This is a genomic window from Aquisalibacillus elongatus (assembly GCF_003843875.1).
GTDB lineage: Bacteria > Bacillota > Bacilli > Bacillales > Alkalibacillaceae > Aquisalibacillus > Aquisalibacillus elongatus.
Window position 1 is genome coordinate 375,815 of the sequence record NZ_RKRF01000007.1, and the last position, 19,509, is coordinate 395,323.

Here is a 19,509-nt window from a genome sequence, read left to right on the forward strand (position 1 = left end):
CCCTCCTTAAGGTTAGGTGATTATTTTGACATCAATTATTTTATTAGGTTTTATGGGAGCAGGTAAGACAACTGTTGGCTATCAGCTTTCTGATCAACTAGGCTATTCTTTTTTAGACACAGATCATGAAATTGAAAAGCAGGTTGGACTATCGATTCCGGAGATTTTTGAATCATATGGTGAAAATTATTTCAGAGAACTAGAAACTCAGGTTTTGAAGGAAATCCCTTTAGACAATTATGTGATTGGAACTGGTGGGGGAATCGTTGAAAAGGAAGAAAACAGAGCCTTATTAAAGGAACATAACAATACCGTATATTTAAAAGTTGATTATGATACCATTCTGAAGAGGCTAGTTAATGATGATTCGAGGCCATTATGGAAGCAAACAGACCATGAGCGTTTAACCTTATTTAATCGTAGACAAGCATATTATGAAGAATCTTCTTCATTAACGATACAAACAGATGCTCTTACTAGAGAAGAAGTTAGCAACCAAATACTTAAGTATATTTAATATATAAACGAATTTATGAGTCGTCAAATATACGAAAATTTAATTTTCTCTATATAAAAATTCAGTTTTCTCATCGCTTTTTTAACAAAAGTGTTCAAAAACAATAAGAAAACTGAAAAACAAGTAAATTATATTTTTTTAAGAAATCGACATTAATTCCTTTGAGTGTTGTTCAGTCATATAAAACACACCATAATTAACTAAATTTAGATGTACTTTTGGGTAGAGTCGATCCTGAATTTGTTGTTCAATATTTTGTTTTAAAGTACCGTCTTCTTCATCTCGCCCTTGAAATAATTGATTGGTCATGTTTATTTCCTTTTCATATAATTCTATAGATTCTTGTTCAAATGTTTTGGACTTAGTCTTGATACGGTCTGATAGTTCTTGGTTAATCATTTTAATCGCACGATTTTTTGAGATAATAGGTGGAATCTTATAACAAAAATCAGGTATCGTCGTTAAAAAGTCTTTATTCATAATTTCATCCATCATTTTAAATCGCATTGTACCATTAATTAAATAAACACCAATACTAACTGGTTCTTCGTGTGTATAAGCACCTTGGTAACGTACGATTAAATTACAAATTAACCATGGGTGGAGCGCTTGTCTTTTGTTAGAGTTGGCACTTTGATATAACTCAGTATATTGACCTTCTTCACGAATAACCTGAAATAGTTGTTCAAGTCTCGGAGAACCGTAGTGAATCCATTCACCTTTTTCCTCTTTCTTATTTTCATCAGAAATAAATGTTACGGTCATAGGGTCTCCTTGATACCCTAACTTTTTAACATACTGCCAATAAAATGGACGATTCATCAGTCTTTTATCAAGCTCTTCAGTTAGTTTAACCTTAAGTATACCTTGTTCGTTATATTCAATTGTGGCTTTTCGTTTATAAAAGAAATCAATGAGAAACTCGTGAATCTCAGCTTGATTCATTGGCTATGTCCCTTTCTACATGACTATCACTTATAACTGAAAGAAGATGGTCGACTTTAATAGAAACTTCTTTCTCAGATTGTGATTCATACATAATCTCTTCAATTTCATTCTCTAAACTTTGGATACCTAACGAACTTAATATTTGATCAAGTTCACCGATGACGTCTTTGAATAAATCTAATTTATTATATAGTAAGTTTAAAATACGTTGATCAATCGTATTATTGAGCACAGTGTAATAAATATTAACGTCTTTTTCTTGTCCAAATCGATGTATTCGTCCAATACGTTGCTCCAATTTCATCGGATTCCAAGGCAAATCATAGTGAATCATATGATGACAGAATTGTAGGTTTAACCCTTCACCACCAGCATCAGTTGCGATTAATACTTGAGCTTTGTTTTTAAATAGTTGTACCATCCATTCTTTCTTGCTTTTACGAAAGTCCCCGTTGTACGTCACCGAGAAGATTCCGTTTTGGTGTAATAGCCATTGTAAATATATTTGAGTTGATTTGTATTCGGTAAAAATAATGCATTTTTCATTCAATGACTTAACAAATTCAACTGTTTTTAATGCTTTTGCATGATGTGGTAGTCGTTCAATTTTACTCATCCATTCCTTCTTAACCTCGTCATTCCATTTGGATTGTTTAATGGATTGATAACAAGCCTCTCGGCTTGAGCAAATCTCTCGCTGTAACGTTAGGGTTGTAAACGAATGAGGTGTATTTATGGCTTCTAATTCTTGGTAAAACTCAAATTCTTCTTCTGTAAAATCTACATGAATCGTTTCAATTTCACGACCTGTCCATTCACTCGTTGTTTCCGATCGTCTATTACGTATCATGGATTGTTTTACAAGTGTTTGTATCGCTTGACTATCAGAGTTTTGTCTTTCTTGTCTAACGGTCTTTTTAAATGATGTTTTATCGCCAAGTAACCCTGGTCGTACGATGGACATTAAATAATATATCTCATCTATTTTATTTTGTATGGGCGTTGCGGTCAGTAACAAGCAGTAAGTTGATTTAATCTGACTAACAAATTGATAGTTTCTAGTTTTAGGGTTTTTAAGACGATGAGCTTCATCAATAATTAGCATGTCATATTCTTCGTTCAAAATTTCACTGGAATGCGGTTCTTTTTTGGCTAAGTCAATAGATGAGACAACGATATCATAAGCCTGCCAAGGGTAAGAACGATGTTTAGCGCGAGCTGGGATGTAGAAGGTTTGCTGTAATTCGGTTTCCCATTGTCTAATTAAAGATGAAGGAACTAAGATCAAAACTTTTTTCACTAAGTTTTTGACCATTAATTCTTTTAATATTACCCCTGCTTCTATGGTTTTACCTAACCCAACCTCATCTGCGAGTATAGCTCGACCATGCATTTGATGTAAGACTTTTTTTACAGCATCCAGTTGGTGGGGCATTAATGTTAAATTAGGCAAATATTGCATGCAGGAGATGTCATTTTTATGGTTTGTTTTTATTTGGCTTAATTGATAGGCTTGTTTAAAAGTATCCCAGTCTGAAAGCTGGTCGTGATTGAGTGATTCTTCATTTAATTCTTGAGCATCAATAATTAAACTCATCGACCTAACTCCTCTCTAAAATATAAATCGATGATGACGCTTACACAATGTACACACATATGCTATAATGTGACACAAGTATAGTATTATTATGTACATAAAAAGAAAATATCATGAGGCGAATGATTACAAGGGGAGAGATCACTTTTGTGGCGCCGACGGAGCAAGTACGTATGTGCGTATGAATCTCTCAGGCAAAAAGACTCTTGTAGGACGCCACTCTGGAGAGAGCTCGATCTAGAGCCACCAAAGATGCAAGTAACACTCCTAGTGTTATCAAACTTTCAGGTGTCAGGACAGAGAATTCCGAATGTTTCATTTGGTATTCTCTTTTTTTATGTTTTAAACGACAACTTAATTGGAGGGATGAGAATGGGAGATTTAAAGCGCACGCCAATTTATCCTGTTTACGATGCTAAGACAGTAGATTTTGGTGGCTGGGAAATGCCTGTTCAATTTGTAGGTATTAAAGATGAGCACCATACGACACGTGAAAAAGCAGGATTATTTGATGTCTCTCATATGGGGGAAGTTTTAGTTGAAGGACCAGATAGTGAAGCATACTTACAAAAAATGCTTACGAACGATTTATCGAAAGTAAGCGTAAATCAGGCTCAGTATACAATCATGTGCTATGAAGATGGTGGAACGGTTGACGACTTAATTGTATACAAATTAGATGAAAAGAAATATTTGCTAGTCCTAAATGCGGCTAATGTTGAAAAAGATTATGAATGGCTCATGAAACATGTTGAAGGTGACGTGAAAGTTCAGAATGTTTCGTCACAATATGTTCAGCTAGCGATTCAGGGCCCTAAAGCAGAAGCAATATTGCAAACATTAACTGATGAAGATCTAAGTGAGATTAAATTCTTTCGTTTCAAACAAGATGTTAACTTAAAAGGTATTGAGAACGGAGCTTTAATTTCAAGAACGGGGTATACAGGAGAAGATGGATTTGAAATTTATATCCATCATGAAAGTGGTATCGATCTTTGGAAGGCAATACTGAAAGCAGGAGAAGCTTATGGAGTATCACCAATTGGATTAGGGGCTCGCGATACGTTACGTTTCGAGGCAAATCTTGCACTGTATGGTCAGGAGTTATCAAAAGATATTACACCAATTGAAGCGGGACTGAATTTTGCCGTTAAAGTTAAGAAGGATGCAGATTTTATTGGGAAAACCGTTTTAGCTGAACAGAAACAAAACGGCCCTAAACGTAAACTAGTTGGGATTGAAATGATTGATAAAGGAATCCCGCGTCATGGCTACGATGTACTTAAAGATGGAGAAGTTATAGGTTTTATTACATCTGGAACCCAATCGCCAACTTTAGGTAAAAACTTAGGGTTAGCATTAGTCCAGTCAGAATATGCTGAAGAAAATCAGTTACTGGATATTCAAGTAAGGAAACGAGTTTTACAAGCAAAAGTGGTTCCAACACCATTTTATAAAAGAAAGTAAGAGGGGTGATTTCTATGCAACATCGTTATATTCCGATGACAGAAGAAGACAAAAAGTCAATGCTTAAAACAGTAGGCGTTGATTCAACTGAAGAATTATTTGCTGATATCCCTGATGATGTCCGGTTCAAAGGCGATCTTAATATTAAACCAGCAAAAAATGAATTCGAATTAAAGAAAGAATTAAGTCAATTAGCGAATCAAAATGTTAATTTAGAAACACATACGTCATTTTTAGGGGCTGGTGTTTATCAGCACTATATCCCATCGATTGTAGACCATGTGATTTCAAGATCTGAGTTTTATACGGCTTACACACCTTATCAACCTGAAATTTCACAAGGTGAACTACAAGCGATTTTTGAATTTCAAACGATGATTAGTGAGTTAACTGGAATGGAAGTTTCTAACTCCTCCATGTATGACGGTGGAACAGCGCTTGCTGAAGCGGTTAACCTAAGCGCGGGTCAAACTCGCAAGAAGAAAGTACTTGTCTCAAAAGCTGTCCATCCTGAATCGTTAGAGGTTATTCATACGTATGCGAAAGGTCCAGGGTTAGAGGTTGTAGAGATTGATGTAAAAAATGGCCTAACAGACTTAGAACAGCTTAAAAGTGAATTAGATGATGATACAGCTAGTGTTGTTCTTCAATATCCAAACTTCTTAGGTCAAATTGAACCTTTAAAAGAAGTTAACGAATTATTAGCTGATCGAAAGAAATCGATGATGGTGGTCTCGAGTAATCCACTAGCGTTAGGATACTTAACACCGCCGGGCGAATTTGGCGCAGATATTGTCGTAGGTGATACTCAAGTGTTTGGGATCCCTGGACAGTTTGGTGGACCACATTGTGGTTATTTCGCTACTACTAAAAAGTTAATGCGTAAAGTACCTGGGCGTTTAGTCGGTCAGACTGTAGATGAAGAAGGATATAGAGGCTTTGTATTAACCCTTCAGGCACGTGAACAGCATATTAGACGTGATAAGGCAACCTCTAATATATGTTCCAACCAAGCGTTAAATGCCCTTGCATCATCAGTGGCAATGAGCGCATTAGGTAAGCAAGGTGTTAAAGAAATGGCTGAACTTAATATGAAAAAAGCCCGTTACGCTAAAACTCAGTTTGAACAACATGGAATAGATATTGTTTATGAAGGATCGTTTTTTAACGAATTTGTCGTAAATGTGAATCAAGATGTAAGTCAATTAAATGAAAAACTTAGAGAAAATGGTTTTATTGGAGGCTTTAACTTAGGTTCGTTAAGCGGTGAATGGAAGAACCATATGTTAATCGCTGTGACTGAGATTAGAACGAAAGAAGAAATCGATCAGTTCGTTAAGGAAGTAGGTGATTTGAATGACTAAGCAAGCAGATTTCCCAGTCATTTTTGAATTAAGTCAGGAAAATCGCAAAGGTTATAGTTTGCCAGAATTGGATGTACCAGATGTTGATTTAGACTCTGAATTCAGTTCAGATTACATTCGTCAGACGAATCCAGATTTACCTGAAGTAAGTGAACTACAGATTATGCGTCATTATACAGCATTATCTAAACGAAACCATGGAGTAGATTCAGGGTTTTACCCACTTGGGTCTTGTACGATGAAGTATAATCCAAAAATTAATGAAGACGTGGCTCGTTTCCCAGGGTTTAGTCAAATTCATCCGTATCAAGATGAAAGCACAGTACAAGGTGCATTAGGGTTAATGTATGATCTTCAAAGTTCCTTATCTGAAATTACAGGAATGTATGATGTAACCTTGCAACCTGCAGCAGGTGCGCAAGGTGAGTGGACGGGACTCATGATGATTCGTGCTTTCCACGAAGCGAATGGTGACTATAATCGTACGAAAGTCATTGTTCCTGATTCAGCACACGGAACTAACCCAGCATCAGCTACAGTAGCCGGTTTTGAAGCTGTAACAGTTAAATCAGATGAAAGAGGTTTAGTGGATCTCGAAGATCTAAAACGTGTAGTTGGCGATGATACAGCTGCGTTAATGTTAACGAATCCAAATACGCTAGGTCTGTTTGAAGAGCATATCGTTGAAATGGCCAATATCATTCATGATGCAGGCGGACGCTTGTATTATGATGGCGCAAACTTAAATGCGATCATGGGATATGCTAGACCAGGTGATATGGGATTTGATGTGGTTCACTTAAATTTACACAAGACATTCACTGGCCCACACGGTGGTGGTGGACCGGGTTCTGGTCCAGTCGGTGTATCCGAAGAGTTAGCTAAGTTTTTACCAAAACCTGTGTTAACGACTAATGGTGAATCATATTACTTTGACCATGACCGACCGGATTCAATTGGTCGAGTTAAACCGTATTACGGTAACTTTGGTATCAATGTCAGAGCTTATACCTATATCCGTTCGATGGGACCAGATGGGTTAAAACAAGTAAGCGAGAATGCGGTCTTAAATGCTAACTATATGATGCGTAGACTTCAAGAAGAGTATGAACTACCGTTTACGCAACATTGTAAACATGAGTTCGTGCTATCTGGTAAAAATCAGAAAAAACTTGGCGTTAGAACATTAGACATCGCGAAAAGACTTCTTGATTTTGGCTATCATCCACCTACGATTTACTTCCCGTTAAACGTGGAAGAGGCATTAATGGTTGAGCCGACTGAGACAGAATCGAAAGAAACGTTGGATGAATTCATAGATGCTATGATTCAAATTTCCAATGAAGCAAAAGAAGATCCTGAATTAGTTCAAGAGGCACCATATACAACCGTTATTAGTCGTTTAGATGAAACACAAGCTGCAAGAAAACCAGTTCTTCGATATTATCGAACTGAAGAATAAAGAAAAAGCTCGACCTTATCATTTTGATAGGTCGAGCTTTTTTTTATATAGACTTAAATTTTAGTAAGCTTTCTTTTTAACTTTAACTTTCCCTGTCCACTTACGGAAGCCACCTTTTAAGTGATTTAAGTCTTGGTAACCATTTTTCTTTAAAATAGTTGCTGCACGTAATGAACGTTGTCCACTTTGGCAATAAAGGTATACCGGTTGATCTTTTCTAACTTCTAGAAGACGTGTTTTTAGCTGTGACATTGGAATATTTCTAGCACCTAGAATGTGTCCGCGTTCAAATTCATTAGGCTCACGCACATCAATTAGTTGAGCTTTACGGTAACCTTCAATAAATTGTGGTTCTGTTAAAGTTTTTAAATACCGCTGTGTTCTAACATAGCGCATGACACCAATTAGGATAAAAATAGCAATAACTATTAATATAGTGACTAAAATATCAAGCATGTTAATCCCTATCCCCTCTCTAGTCTTTCTATTAATATTATATTAGGCAATGGCCCATTATTCAAAGATAAAATTTGTTAAAAAGGAAATAATCAAGTTCTAACTTACATAAAATTATAAAGTTCGACATTAAATTTAACTTGACTTTAAAAGGTTCCTATGCTTAATGTCCGATATATAGTATTAAAATTAAAAAATTAATACTACATATTGAATTATATGTTACGTTCTGTTATCTTTAATTCAACAAGCAATTTTGAAGACATTGCATATATTGTCGAAAAAGGAGTGACGCAAATGCTAGGTGTTAAAGCACGGGAAATGGAAATTGATGTGGAACGTTTAAATGAAGATATTAAACAATTTCCGCATGTACACCCGATCACTTCAGAGATGAACACAACACATAAAGGTGTATCCCGATTAGTAATGCTTGATCGTTATGCATTTAAGGACACAGAAAAGAAAACATTAAAAGAAGGAGATTTTGTTGTCTTAACAGTTAAAGACGACCCAAAATTTCCTGCTAGAGGTACCGGATATATTGTATCAATTAATCATGAAATGCAAAAGGCTGAAATTAAAGTAGATAATGATTTTACTCATGTACTTGAAGATGAACATGAACAAGAAACAGGTATTATTGAAAGATCGATCAGTGTTATCGACAAGCCATTAGAAGTTTATTATGAACAGATTGCACTAAGAAACTCTACGGGTCTTGCTGAAGTGGAACGAACAGAAGATAAACGACAAGAGTGGTTCGAAAAGTTTAACAAAGAATTATCTAATCTAAACTTTGTTCCAGCTGGACGAGTCTTATATGGAGCTGGGTCTAATACTGACGTTACATATTTCAATTGTTACGTTATGCCTTTTATAAAAGATTCTAGAGAAGGAATTAGTGATCACCGTAAGCAAGTGATGGAAATTATGTCACGCGGTGGCGGAGTTGGTACGAACGGTTCTACATTAAGACCTCGTAACGCATTAGCTAGGGGTGTTAATGGTAAGTCATCAGGGTCTGTATCTTGGCTTGATGATATCGCTAAGTTAACCCATTTAGTTGAGCAAGGTGGCTCTAGACGTGGGGCACAAATGATCATGCTCAATGACTGGCATCCAGATATTATTGAGTTTATTATCTCTAAAATGCAAAACCCTAGAATTTTAAGATATTTAATTGAAAACATCGATGATGAAACGATTCAACAAATGGCAAAAGATAAACTTAAATTTACGCCGTTATCAATTGCTGAGGAACAAATGTATCAAGGTATTGTTAACTACAAACACATACCTGGGCAAGGTGGATTTTCAGAAGAGAATATTCGTGAAGCTGAAAATAAATTACGTGATGGCGGAACATATAGTGTTCATAATCCTGAATTCTTAACAGGTGCGAATATTTCGGTCTGTATTACGGATGAATTCATGGAAGCTGTTGATCATGATACGTCATATGACCTTCGTTTTCCTGACGTTGAACGTTATGATGAAGAATCGATGGCTTACTATAATGAACATTGGCATGAGTATGGTGATGTTCGCGAATGGGAAAGATTAGGATTTGCAACAAAAACATATAAAACCATAAAAGCTCGTGAGTTGTGGAACTTAATAAACATTTGTGCCACTTATTCTGCTGAACCAGGTATCTTCTTTATTGATAATGCAAATAAAGAAACGAACGCACAAGCGTATGGTCAAAAAGTTGTTGCCACAAACCCTTGTGGGGAACAACCACTAGCACCGTACTCAGTTTGTAATTTAGCTGCTGTTAATCTAGCAAATATAGCAGATAAAAATCGCAGAAAACCCGATTTTGAGAAACTAAAAGAGACAGTTGAAGTTGGCGTTAGAATGCAAGATAACGTCATTGATGCAACACCGTATTTCCTAGATGAAAACCGTAAACAAGCATTAGGTGAGCGTCGTGTTGGCTTAGGTGTTATGGGCTTACATGATTTGCTAATTTATTGTGAGACTGAATATGGGTCTGAAGCAGGTAATCACTTAGTAGATCAAATCTTTGAAACGATCGCAACGACAGCTTATCGAGCATCTATTGAATTAGCGAAGGAAAAAGGAAGTTTTCCGTTTTTAATTGGTGAGACAGAAGAGGAAACACAAACACTGCGTGAACGCTTCGTCAATACGGGGTACATGCAAAAGATGCCTGATGACATTAAAGAGGGTATCCTTGAGCACGGCATTCGTAATTCCCACTTGTTGACGGTGGCTCCTACTGGGTCAACTGGAACTATGGTAGGTGTATCTACTGGGTTAGAACCTTACTTCTCATTCACGTATTATCGTAGTGGCCGTTTAGGTAAATTTATTGAAGTAAAGGCAGATATTGCAGAAGAGTATTACGACTTAAATCCAGAAGCACCGAAAGACGAACTGCCTAATTGGTTTATAACAGCTATGAGTTTATCACCTGAAGCGCATGCGGATACACAATGTGTTATTCAGCGTTGGGTCGATAGTTCAATTTCAAAAACTGTTAACGCTCCAAAAGGTTATCGAGTCGATCAAGTCGAGAAAGTCTATCGTCGTCTTTACAAAGGAGGCGCTAAGGGTGGCACCGTATACGTTGACGGTAGCCGAGATACACAAGTGTTAACCTTAAAAGCTGAAGAGAATGATCAATCAGAGCAACAAGAGTTATTTGAAGAAGAAGAAAAGAAGGTTGTGTTAATGGATACCGTCCAAGAATTAGATAAAACAGACGTATCCATTGGATCTGAAGTTGGCGACACATGTCCTGTTTGCCGTCAAGGAAGTATTGAAGACGTTGGCGGATGTAACACATGTACCAACTGTGGTGCACAACTTAAATGCGGAATATAATTTACTAGAGTCTAGTAGCTTTTGCTAGGCTCTTTTTTTGTTCTATCCCACCTTTCTCCGTCATAAAATGTTATGTCTAAATAGAGATGAAAAGAAACGAGCGGATCGTCCGACTCTAGGTATTAAACTAAGTTCACAGGATTCAATAGTTCCAAAACAAGAGATTAAAAATGCTATAGATATGTTGCCACCTATTATTTCAACGATGATTCATGCTCACGATTCGCGATATATCTCCAAAGATAAAGCCAAGGATATAATTTTTATTCCGATAAAAGAAAGCATAAATGCTACTGATTTTGACTGAGAAGAGGAAGAGTATTTGTATGAATTAGGAAAGCTTAGAGCAGAGACCTTTTTTAAAACATGGAAGCCATAAAAAATAGCTGAATCTAGACACTAGATCACAGCTATTTTTTATTGCCTTTTATAACGGTTAAATGAGAAGCCTTTTTGCTATGCCGTTGTATTTTACCAGGCTTTGATGTATTTGAGGAGTAAGTTGAATTAGCTTTGCCATATTTTTTACGAGACTGTTTAACTGCTTTTCGATATCCCGAACTAACGGAACTTTTATGTCTACCAATTAGAAAATAGTAAATCACAAATCCTAAGATGACAGCAAATCCAACCATCATTAAGATACTTTTAAAGAAGCTAACGGTATTAAAAAAAAGATTATATAAAAGTCCAATAGCGGCTAGACCAATAATTCCATATACGAAATATTTAAAATTATTACCCATGTCAAGCTCCTTTCAATGAATCTTTTAACTTATTATTATATTTCCATGTATGTAGAAATCTATACAATATCCTATTTATATTTTACTAAAAAATAAGATATTCGTACATGAAGACCTCGAGTATGAAATCAATTTAAACGTATAAAATATGAATCGAAGGAGTGATAGGAGATGTCGAAACATAATAATCAAGAGGAAAGTCAGCATTCCGTATTTTTAAAAAGTTTGTTTTGTGGAGCCGCTGGTGGGTTGATTTGGGGGATTGTAAGCTCAATTGCTTATTTCTTTTCATTCTCTGAAGTTTCACATGCTTCATTTATATTACGTTCATTTTTCAGTGGTAGTTGGACTGAAGGAATACTTGGTGAAGTCATCAGTTTATTAATCTTAATCATTCTCGGTATTATTCCAGCGCTTATATATTATTTTTTATTTAAGAAGTTACATGGAATTATGCCAGGGGTTATGTTTGGAATTGGTATTTGGGTCCTTATTTTAATTATTATGAACCCTATGTTCTCTTACGTGCCTTCAATTACAGAGATGAAATCTGATACAATTGTAACAACGTTGTGTCAATTTATTTTATACGGTGTTTTTGTTGGTTATACGATTTCATATGAACATCATGATCGAAGGGTTGTGCCAGAACGTACACAAAATGAAGCATAAGTATGGTAAACTATTATCAGAAAAATTTTTAAGGGGATAATCATGCGTCAAATTTTATTGCTGAATGGACCTAATCTTAACCTTTTAGGGCAAAGAGATCAATCGGTTTATGGTGCGAAAACGTTACAAGACATTGAGCAGGAAGTAATTCGATTTTTAAAACGTTATGATTTGGAAGTAGAAACCTTTCAATCAAATCACGAAGGGGAACTGGTAGATGCTTTGCAAAAAGCAAGTAAATCTTCTTCTGGTGTAATTTTTAACCCAGCAGGATACACTCATACCAGTGTTGCCATTAGAGATGCCGTTGATGCTATTGACATTCCTGTCATTGAAGTGCATCTCTCAAACATACATAATCGCGAATCATTCCGATCTAATTCTTATATCGCGCCAGTTGCTGATGGTCAAATTACTGGGTTGGGTTCAAATGGCTATTTAGCAGCAGCACTTGCAATGGTAAAAATACTAGAAAAGGGAGAGTCTTAAAATGAAGAAACTAACACGTTTACGTGAACAGCTACAAAAACAAGACGTTGACGGATTTTTAGTAACGAATGGGCAGAACAGAAGATATTTAACGGGTTTCACAGGAACAGCTGGAGTTGTATTAGTAACAGGGGAGCAAGCCCTATTTATAACTGATTTCAGGTATACGGTTCAAGCCCGTGAACAAGTAAAAGGTTTTGAACTCGTTGAACACAAAGGCCCTATTCATAAAGAAGTGGCAGACCAAGTTAAAAAACTAGGAATTAAACGCTTAGGGTTTGAAAAAGAACATGTAACTTACTCGACGTTTGAAACATATCGTGATGAATTATCCAGTGAATTTATCCCTTTATCAGGAATGGTTGAGGAATTAAGACTAATTAAAACAGAGGATGAGATTAAAGTCCTTAAGGATGCTGCTCAAATAGCAGATGCAGCCTATGAACACATTCAATCGTTTATTAAGCCTGGTGTTAAAGAAATTGATGTGTCCAATGAATTAGAATTCTTTATGCGTAAACAAGGGGCTGTATCTTCGTCATTTGATATCATTGTCGCATCAGGTTACCGTGGAGCATTACCTCACGGCGTAGCATCAGAGAAAGAAATTCAATCAGGAGAACTAGTGACACTTGATTTTGGTGCGTTATATAATGGTTATTGCTCTGATATTACAAGAACCTTAGCCGTTGGTGAGATTAACGATCAATTAAAAGAAATTTATGATGTCGTATTAGAAGCACAACTACGTGGAATGAAGGGAACCAAGGCAGGAATGACCGGGGTTGAAGCGGATGCACTCACTCGTGATTACATTAAAGAACAAGGTTATGGTGAGTATTTCGGACATTCAACAGGTCACGGTTTAGGCATGGACGTACATGAAGGACCTGCGCTATCCTTTAGATCAGAAAAGAAATTAGAACCAGGCATGGTTGTTACAATTGAACCTGGTATTTACGTACCAGACGTCGGAGGCTGCCGAATTGAAGACGATACAGTCATTACTGAAAACGGTAATGAAACACTAACATTCTCAACAAAAGAACTTATTACGTTATAATGGACTTGAAGGAGGAAGTAACATGATATCAGTAAACGATTTTAAAACAGGACTAACCATTGAACTAGATGGTTCTATATGGCAAGTCATTGAATTCCAACACGTTAAGCCAGGTAAAGGTGCAGCCTTTGTTAGATCTAAACTTCGTAATTTAGAAACTGGGAGTATTCAAGAAAAAACATTTAGAGCTGGTGAGAAAGTTAATAAAGCACACTTAGAAAGAAGAAAAATGCAATACCTTTATGCAGATGGAAACAATCACGCATTTATGGATACAGAAACATTTGAACAAATTGAGATTCCAAATAAAACTATTGAAAATGATTTAAACTTCATGAAAGAAAATATGGAAGTAACAGTTCTAATGTACGAAGGTGATACATTAGGAATAGAGCTTCCGAATAACGTTGAGTTAGAAGTTGTAGAAACTGAACCTGGAGTTAAGGGTGATACAGCAAGTGGCGGAACAAAACCGGCTACATTAGAAACAGGATATACGGTACAGGTACCATTTTTCGTAAATAAAGGTGATGTTCTAGTTGTTAGTACATCAGATGGAAAATATGTATCACGTGCCTAGTCATTTATAAGTTAATAACATGTTTTAAAGAAGTGTCTTTTAAGGCACTTCTTTTTTTGTTTAAATCTTTCTCCTTCGATTTATCTTTTTTAATAGAATTCCTTAACGTTTTTCATATTCACATCATAGCTTTCATAGAATAGTTGTATCTATAGGAGGGTGACAGATGAAAGAAATATTAGACATGCTTCCCCAACATATCGAGCATTCGACCATACAATTAAACGATCGACTACAAAATTTAGAAGAGATTCGCCTTCGTATTAATAAACCTATCGAATATGTTTTTCACCATCATAGTGAATTTTTAGAGCATTTAACGTTCAGTGAACAAGATGCAAAAGAGTTTTTAGGCAAAATTAGTCAACATTCCGTTTATCGAATGGAAGAAGAACTTAGAAATGGTTTTATAACGATCAAGGGAGGTCACCGCATCGGCATTGCAGGGAAAGTAACGTTATCAGATGGACAAGTTCAAGCTATTACGCAAATCTCTTCTTTTAACATTCGGGTTGCTAAAGAACATATTGGTTCTGCATCTAAAGTGATGAATCATATTTACAATCATAAAAATAAACAGATACACAATACGATGATAATAGGTGCTCCTAAATCTGGTAAAACAACGATATTAAGAGATCTTGTTCGTACGATTAGTAATGGCGTTAATGGTTTTCAGCCAAGACGGATTTCATTAATTGATGAACGGTCAGAAATAGCAGCTTCATATGAAGGTATCCCACAGCATGATGTAGGTAGAAAAACGGACGTTATGGCCGATTGTCCCAAAGCAGAAGGCATGATGATGATGATCCGCTCTATGTCACCAGAAGTCATAGTCGTTGATGAAATTGGTGATGAAGAGGATGTTAATAGCATTAATGAAGCTATACATGCCGGTGTACAAGTCATCTGTAGTGTTCATGGTTACACATTAGATGAAGTTTTAAAACGTCCTTCGTTGAAACCATTATTCGATGGACAAGTATTCGAGCGGTATATCGTGCTCAATTATGAAAACTCTCCTGGAGTAGTAGAAAGCGTGTATGATGAGAACTTTAAATTATTAACAAAAAAAGTAAGGGGAAATCGACATGAAATGGATCGGGGCCATTCTGATACTGTTCACGTGCACGTGGGTCGGACTCGATATCGCTAGAAATTACGCCAAGCGTCCCAAACAAATTCGTGATATGTTACATGCTCTTCAGATTATGGAAGCAGAAATGGTTTATGGACAAGAACCGATACACCAGGTGTTAAATAAAATATCCAAACAGCTTCACCCCCCTTTAAGTTATATGTTTTATGACATCTCTGTTGAGTTAAAAAATACCCATGAACCTCTACATACCATTTGGAATCGAATGTTCGAGAAGAAATGGCATCATACAGCTATGAAAAACCGTGAGAAAGAAATTATGATTCAGTTTGGACAAACATTAGGTATTCACAATCTAGAACAACAACAGAAACAAATTCATCTGGCCAAGGTACACCTTCAACATGAGCTAAATGAGGCATCAGAAGAGGAAAAAAGGTTTTCTAATATGTTTCGCGCACTAGGAGTGTTATTTGGTTTATTACTGACTTTAATATTCTTATAAGAATGATCTAGGAGGTTTAGATAGATGGGGGATGTATATTTATTATTTCAAATAGCAGGCATTGGCATTATCGTCGCCATGATTCATACCATTCTGAAGCAAATGGGGAAGGAAGACATGGCACAATGGGCGACATTAATCGGTTTTATTATTGTTTTAGTGATCGTAGTCGATCATCTGTCTAGACTATTCCAACAAATCAAATCTGTATTTCTCTTACAAATTATCGTCAGAGGTTTATTTATGTAATGCAAATCTTACAAATATTAACGGTCGTAATTGTTGCTGCTTTATTAATCATTTTAGTGCGCGAAAAACATGAATCCATTGGCTTTTTATTAATTGTTTTCACAGGTGTTATCGTCTTTATTTTTATACTTGATAAAATCGAACAACTTTTTGTTGTCATTCAACAGATTGTTGCTAGATTTAACGTGTCACTTCTTCATCTAGATACGATTTTCAAAGTTATAGGAATAGCTTACATCACAGAATTTACGGCTCAATTATTAAAAGATGCAGATTTAGAAGCGATTGCTATAAAAGTTGAACTTGTCGGAAAAATATTCATTCTGCTTTTTGCCTTACCTATATTTATAGCTGTGCTTGAGACATTAATGAATTTTATACCGCATTAGTGAAGAAGGGATTTATTCATGAAGAAATTCTTGGTTTCCTTATTAATATTTATCGCCGTTTTTTCGATTGTGGAGCCTATTTATGCAACTGAACGTGATCAATTATTTGAAGTACCAGAAGAGTGGTCAGAAAGCGAAGAAATGCAAGCTCAGTGGCAAGAAATACTAGCAAACTATCAAGAATATTTACCATTTTCCACTCGTGATCACTGGCTTGATGCTGTAAAAGACGGCTCTGTATTTTCAATTCAAGACTGGTTGAATGGATTTTTGATGTTTTTTATTCATGAATGGATTGCAAATGGCAAATTATTAGGAATGCTCATTTTCCTGACGTTACTTAGTGTATTTTTAAAAGTCTTGATTGGGTCATTTGAAAATCAGTCTGTTTCAAAAGTGAGTTATCTGGTCATATTTGGCGTACTACTAACGCTGGCCATCACAAGCTTTCAGAACGCTGTGTCATATACAACTGCAACCATAGATGCTATGGGAAATTTTATGATTGCCCTTTTGCCGTTAATGTTAAGTCTTATGGCAGCCTTTGGCAATATAGCGTCCGTTGCTTTTTTTAATCCCATTATTTTAATTTTTGTGCAAATTAGTGGTGTCTTAATTAGTAAAGTTGTTTTACCACTTTTTTTCTTATCAGCCATTTTAAGTATTGCAAGTACGATTAACAACGAATACAACGTGGATCGTTTAGCTAATTTGATGAAACAAGCTGCATTTATTATCTTAGGTGTTTTTCTAACATTATTTGTATCAATCATGTCATTACAAGGGGTGAACGCAGCAGTTGCGGATGGTGTTGCCATAAGAGCAGCAAAATTCATGACGAGTAACTTTATTCCTGTTATTGGAAGGATGTTCACAGACGCAACAGATACCGTTTTATCAGCATCTGTATTGCTCAAAAACTCAATCGGCATTGCTGGTGTTGTCCTAATCATGATTATTGTTTTATTCCCAGTATTAAAAGTACTCGTTTTAGGATTAATCTTTAAATTATCAGCAGCATTATTACAGCCTGTAGCAGAAGGACCCATTGTTGAAGCAATCGATACGATGGGAAAACACATTTTCTATATACTAGCAGCTTTATTAGCTGTTGCGATTATGTTCTTTTTTGCATTAGTGATGTTAATTATCGTAGGAAATTTAACGCTGATGGTCAGGTAAGGAGTGAGGCATTTGAATTTTATTACAGATTGGGTATCACAAGTTGTATTTTTCATATTCTTAGCTACGATCATCTCACTACTTATTCCTTCAACAGCACATGACAAGGCTATTAAACTTGTCTTTGGATTAGTCATTTTCCTGTTGTTTTTATACCCATTGACTGAACTTTTTAACGTTAATCCAAATGAGTTCGTGAATGAATGGGAAGCGTCTGTTGAAAATATCGTAGGGGAAGATTTAGAAGATGAAATAAATTCTAAAAAAAATGAAATACAAGCCTCACAACATGCATATATATTAGAACAGTTAGAACAAGAAGTAATAACTTTAGTAGAACCTGACCTTGAAGAAGAGTTCGGATATGCAATACAAAATCTATCTATCAATCTAGAAGAAGGAATCAATTTAAACGATGTCCAGGACCCCACACAATATATTGACTCTATTGCATTTCAGTTCAATGAAAAATCGGACAACCATGTCGAAGAAATAGAATCAATTACCATACCAAATAAAAACGAAACTGAAAAAAATTCACAACAAGATCAAGAAATCAAACAGCAAATCTCTTCTAAATTAAATTTATCATCTGATCAAATTAAGATCATTTGGGAAGGAGATTCATAATGATTCAAAGCTTAAAGAAACTATTTAAGTTCAAGAATGAAGATAATCAGCCAACCAAACGTTCTTACATTATTTTAGTTGGCTTGATTGGTCTTTTATTTCTAATAGCTTCTAGTATGTTTTCAAATAACACAAATGAGCCGAAGCCTACAGTCATAGAGGAAGAAGAGGTGTTTCTAGGAAAGGAAGAAGAACAATCCAGCAGCTCTTCAAAGGGTGATGTTGCAAGTGAACTTAGAAATCAAATGCAAAAAGAATTGGCTCAAGCTTTGGAAACGCTAGAAGGTATCTCAAATGTACAAGTCATGCTTCAATTAGAAGCTACTTCCTCTAAAGTATATGAAAAAAATACAATTACCGGACGCCAAAGAACAAGTGAAACAGATCAAAATGGTGGGACACGAAACGTAGAAGATGAAACGATCGAACATCAAACGGTCATTCTTCGTAAAAACAACTCGGAAGAGCCATTATTGATCCAGCAGAAAAACCCACCTGTTCGAGGTGTCCTGGTCATCGCGGAAGGGGTTGATAATGTTCAGAGTAAACAAAATGTGGTTGAAGCAGTGTCAAGATTATTAGATGTTTCAACACATCGAATTGCTGTAATGCAAAAAGATAGGGAGGAATCATAATGGTATTGAAAAAACAAACTGTATGGTTAATTACAATGTTAAGCTTGTTAATTGTTTTAAGTGTGTATTACATGACTGCTCCAGATGATATGGCGGTGGTAGACCAAGATGATGAACAACAGGATGAAAACAACGGTGAAGAAAATGGTGAAGGTGGTACAGAATCCGAAGGTACAAATGTAGATGTTTCTGGTATGACAGTCGATGAGTTATTCACAACAACTCGTTTAGAGCAAGATGAAACTAGAAGTCAGCAAATTGAGCAGTGGGAAGATGTAATCGCATCAGCCAATGCCTCTTCTGAAGAAAAGAACGAAGCTAAAGAGCAAATTAATGAGATTCTAACCGTTAGTCAAAAGGAAGCAGTACTTGAAAATACAATCCGATATGATAAGGATTATCGCGATGTGTTAGTTCAAAAGGATGAAGATGATGTAAGAATTACTGTGATTACAGATGAATTATCGAAAACAGAAGCAAACGAACTTATGCAAATGGCAAGAGATGAATTTGGCATGATGAATGTCATTGTAGGTAACCAAAAAGACGATAATCAAGAAGAAGATAACAAAGAAGACGATAATCAAGAATAAACTGTTA

At 35.9% G+C, this 19,509-nt stretch carries 22 protein-coding genes and 2 riboswitches; of the genes, 18 read left to right on the top strand and 4 right to left on the bottom strand.

Translation table 11 applies throughout. The features are described 5' to 3' along the window. Positions 1–25: 25 nt before the first annotated feature. On the top strand, positions 26–517 hold the full coding sequence (locus EDC24_RS02555) for a shikimate kinase (RefSeq protein ID WP_124219465.1): 492 nt from the start codon (positions 26–28) through the stop codon (positions 515–517). 138 nt (positions 518–655) lie between these two features. Here EDC24_RS02555 and EDC24_RS02560 read toward each other — a convergent pair whose 3' ends face one another. Further along, positions 656–1,462, bottom strand: a complete 807-nt coding sequence (locus EDC24_RS02560) for a YqhG family protein (RefSeq protein WP_124219467.1) — start codon at positions 1,460–1,462, stop codon at positions 656–658. Then, entirely contained in the window at positions 1,449–3,062 is a 1,614-nt protein-coding gene (locus EDC24_RS02565) for a DEAD/DEAH box helicase (RefSeq protein WP_124219469.1), read from the bottom strand. The genes EDC24_RS02560 and EDC24_RS02565 overlap by 14 nt, the downstream gene beginning before the upstream one ends. 122 nt (positions 3,063–3,184) lie before the next feature. Beyond that, positions 3,185–3,278, top strand: a riboswitch (glycine riboswitch). A gap of 3 nt (positions 3,279–3,281) precedes the next feature. After that, a riboswitch (glycine riboswitch) is annotated at positions 3,282–3,364 on the top strand. Positions 3,365–3,434: 70 nt separating this feature from the next. Between EDC24_RS02565 and gcvT the strand changes: the two genes are divergently transcribed. From gcvT to gcvPB, 3 genes are read left to right on the top strand one after another with little or no spacing between them, the layout of a single operon-like run. Further along, entirely contained in the window at positions 3,435–4,529 is a 1,095-nt protein-coding gene (gene gcvT / locus EDC24_RS02570; RefSeq protein ID WP_124219471.1) for a glycine cleavage system aminomethyltransferase GcvT, read from the top strand. Positions 4,530–4,543: 14 nt separating this feature from the next. Further along, entirely contained in the window at positions 4,544–5,893 is a 1,350-nt protein-coding gene (gene gcvPA / locus EDC24_RS02575; RefSeq protein ID WP_124219473.1) for an aminomethyl-transferring glycine dehydrogenase subunit GcvPA, read from the top strand. After that, entirely contained in the window at positions 5,886–7,355 is a 1,470-nt protein-coding gene (gcvPB, locus tag EDC24_RS02580) for an aminomethyl-transferring glycine dehydrogenase subunit GcvPB (RefSeq protein ID WP_124219475.1), read from the top strand. The genes gcvPA and gcvPB overlap by 8 nt, the downstream gene beginning before the upstream one ends. Positions 7,356–7,415: 60 nt before the next feature. Here the strand turns inward: gcvPB and EDC24_RS02585 are convergent, their stop codons facing one another. Then, complete coding sequence (locus EDC24_RS02585) at positions 7,416–7,751, bottom strand: rhodanese-like domain-containing protein (RefSeq protein WP_425455173.1); 336 nt, start codon at positions 7,749–7,751, stop codon at positions 7,416–7,418. 357 nt (positions 7,752–8,108) lie between these two features. Here EDC24_RS02585 and EDC24_RS02590 point away from each other — a divergent pair, with 357 nt between their 5' ends. Together EDC24_RS02590 and EDC24_RS15105 are read left to right on the top strand one after the other, a co-directional pair. Continuing rightward, the gene (locus tag EDC24_RS02590; RefSeq protein WP_124219479.1) at positions 8,109–10,667 is read left to right on the top strand and encodes a vitamin B12-dependent ribonucleotide reductase; all 2,559 of its coding nucleotides are present in this window, start codon (positions 8,109–8,111) and stop codon (positions 10,665–10,667) included. A gap of 67 nt (positions 10,668–10,734) precedes the next feature. Then, positions 10,735–10,974: a hypothetical protein gene (locus EDC24_RS15105; RefSeq protein WP_170158448.1), complete on the top strand. Its 240-nt coding sequence runs from the start codon at positions 10,735–10,737 to the stop codon at positions 10,972–10,974. Positions 10,975–11,077: 103 nt separating this feature from the next. On the opposite strand, the gene EDC24_RS02595 is transcribed toward EDC24_RS15105, so the two are convergent. After that, positions 11,078–11,413 carry an SA1362 family protein gene (locus EDC24_RS02595; RefSeq protein ID WP_124219481.1) on the bottom strand — a complete coding sequence of 112 codons (336 nt, stop codon included), beginning with the start codon at positions 11,411–11,413 and terminating at the stop codon, positions 11,078–11,080. A 171-nt stretch (positions 11,414–11,584) separates the two neighbouring features. On the opposite strand from EDC24_RS02595, the gene EDC24_RS02600 reads away from it, so the two are divergent. The 12 genes from EDC24_RS02600 (at position 11,585) to EDC24_RS02655 (ending at position 19,502) form a co-directional block, all read left to right on the top strand. Next, positions 11,585–12,085 carry a YqhR family membrane protein gene (locus EDC24_RS02600; protein WP_124219483.1) on the top strand — a complete coding sequence of 167 codons (501 nt, stop codon included), beginning with the start codon at positions 11,585–11,587 and terminating at the stop codon, positions 12,083–12,085. Between the two features lie 42 nt (positions 12,086–12,127). After that, positions 12,128–12,574 carry a type II 3-dehydroquinate dehydratase gene (gene aroQ, locus EDC24_RS02605; RefSeq protein WP_124219485.1) on the top strand — a complete coding sequence of 149 codons (447 nt, stop codon included), beginning with the start codon at positions 12,128–12,130 and terminating at the stop codon, positions 12,572–12,574. Between the two features lies 1 nt (position 12,575). Further along, positions 12,576–13,637 (top strand): M24 family metallopeptidase, encoded by a 1,062-nt coding sequence (locus EDC24_RS02610; protein ID WP_124219487.1) that lies wholly within the window; start codon positions 12,576–12,578, stop codon positions 13,635–13,637. Between the two features lie 22 nt (positions 13,638–13,659). Further along, positions 13,660–14,217, top strand: coding sequence for an elongation factor P (efp, locus tag EDC24_RS02615; RefSeq protein ID WP_124219489.1), 558 nt, complete (start codon positions 13,660–13,662; stop codon positions 14,215–14,217). A 166-nt stretch (positions 14,218–14,383) separates the two neighbouring features. Continuing rightward, positions 14,384–15,376 carry a stage III sporulation protein AA gene (spoIIIAA, locus tag EDC24_RS02620; protein WP_124219491.1) on the top strand — a complete coding sequence of 331 codons (993 nt, stop codon included), beginning with the start codon at positions 14,384–14,386 and terminating at the stop codon, positions 15,374–15,376. Beyond that, on the top strand, positions 15,312–15,824 hold the full coding sequence (spoIIIAB, locus tag EDC24_RS02625; RefSeq protein WP_124219493.1) for a stage III sporulation protein SpoIIIAB: 513 nt from the start codon (positions 15,312–15,314) through the stop codon (positions 15,822–15,824). Before spoIIIAA ends, spoIIIAB begins: the two co-directional genes overlap by 65 nt. Before the next feature lie 24 nt (positions 15,825–15,848). Continuing rightward, a complete protein-coding gene (gene spoIIIAC / locus EDC24_RS02630; protein WP_124219495.1) occupies positions 15,849–16,073 on the top strand; it encodes a stage III sporulation protein AC in 225 nt (74 codons plus the stop codon). Then, complete coding sequence (spoIIIAD, locus tag EDC24_RS02635) at positions 16,073–16,462, top strand: stage III sporulation protein AD (protein WP_124219497.1); 390 nt, start codon at positions 16,073–16,075, stop codon at positions 16,460–16,462. Before spoIIIAC ends, spoIIIAD begins: the two co-directional genes overlap by 1 nt. Positions 16,463–16,480: 18 nt before the next feature. Continuing rightward, positions 16,481–17,644: a stage III sporulation protein AE gene (spoIIIAE, locus tag EDC24_RS02640; RefSeq protein ID WP_124219499.1), complete on the top strand. Its 1,164-nt coding sequence runs from the start codon at positions 16,481–16,483 to the stop codon at positions 17,642–17,644. 12 nt (positions 17,645–17,656) lie between these two features. Then, a complete protein-coding gene (spoIIIAF, locus tag EDC24_RS02645) occupies positions 17,657–18,274 on the top strand; it encodes a stage III sporulation protein AF (protein WP_170158449.1) in 618 nt (205 codons plus the stop codon). Then, entirely contained in the window at positions 18,274–18,909 is a 636-nt protein-coding gene (gene spoIIIAG, locus EDC24_RS02650) for a stage III sporulation protein AG (protein ID WP_124219502.1), read from the top strand. The genes spoIIIAF and spoIIIAG overlap by 1 nt, the downstream gene beginning before the upstream one ends. Continuing rightward, on the top strand, positions 18,909–19,502 hold the full coding sequence (locus EDC24_RS02655) for a SpoIIIAH-like family protein (protein ID WP_124219504.1): 594 nt from the start codon (positions 18,909–18,911) through the stop codon (positions 19,500–19,502). The genes spoIIIAG and EDC24_RS02655 overlap by 1 nt, the downstream gene beginning before the upstream one ends. The last annotated feature ends 7 nt before the right edge of the window (positions 19,503–19,509 follow it).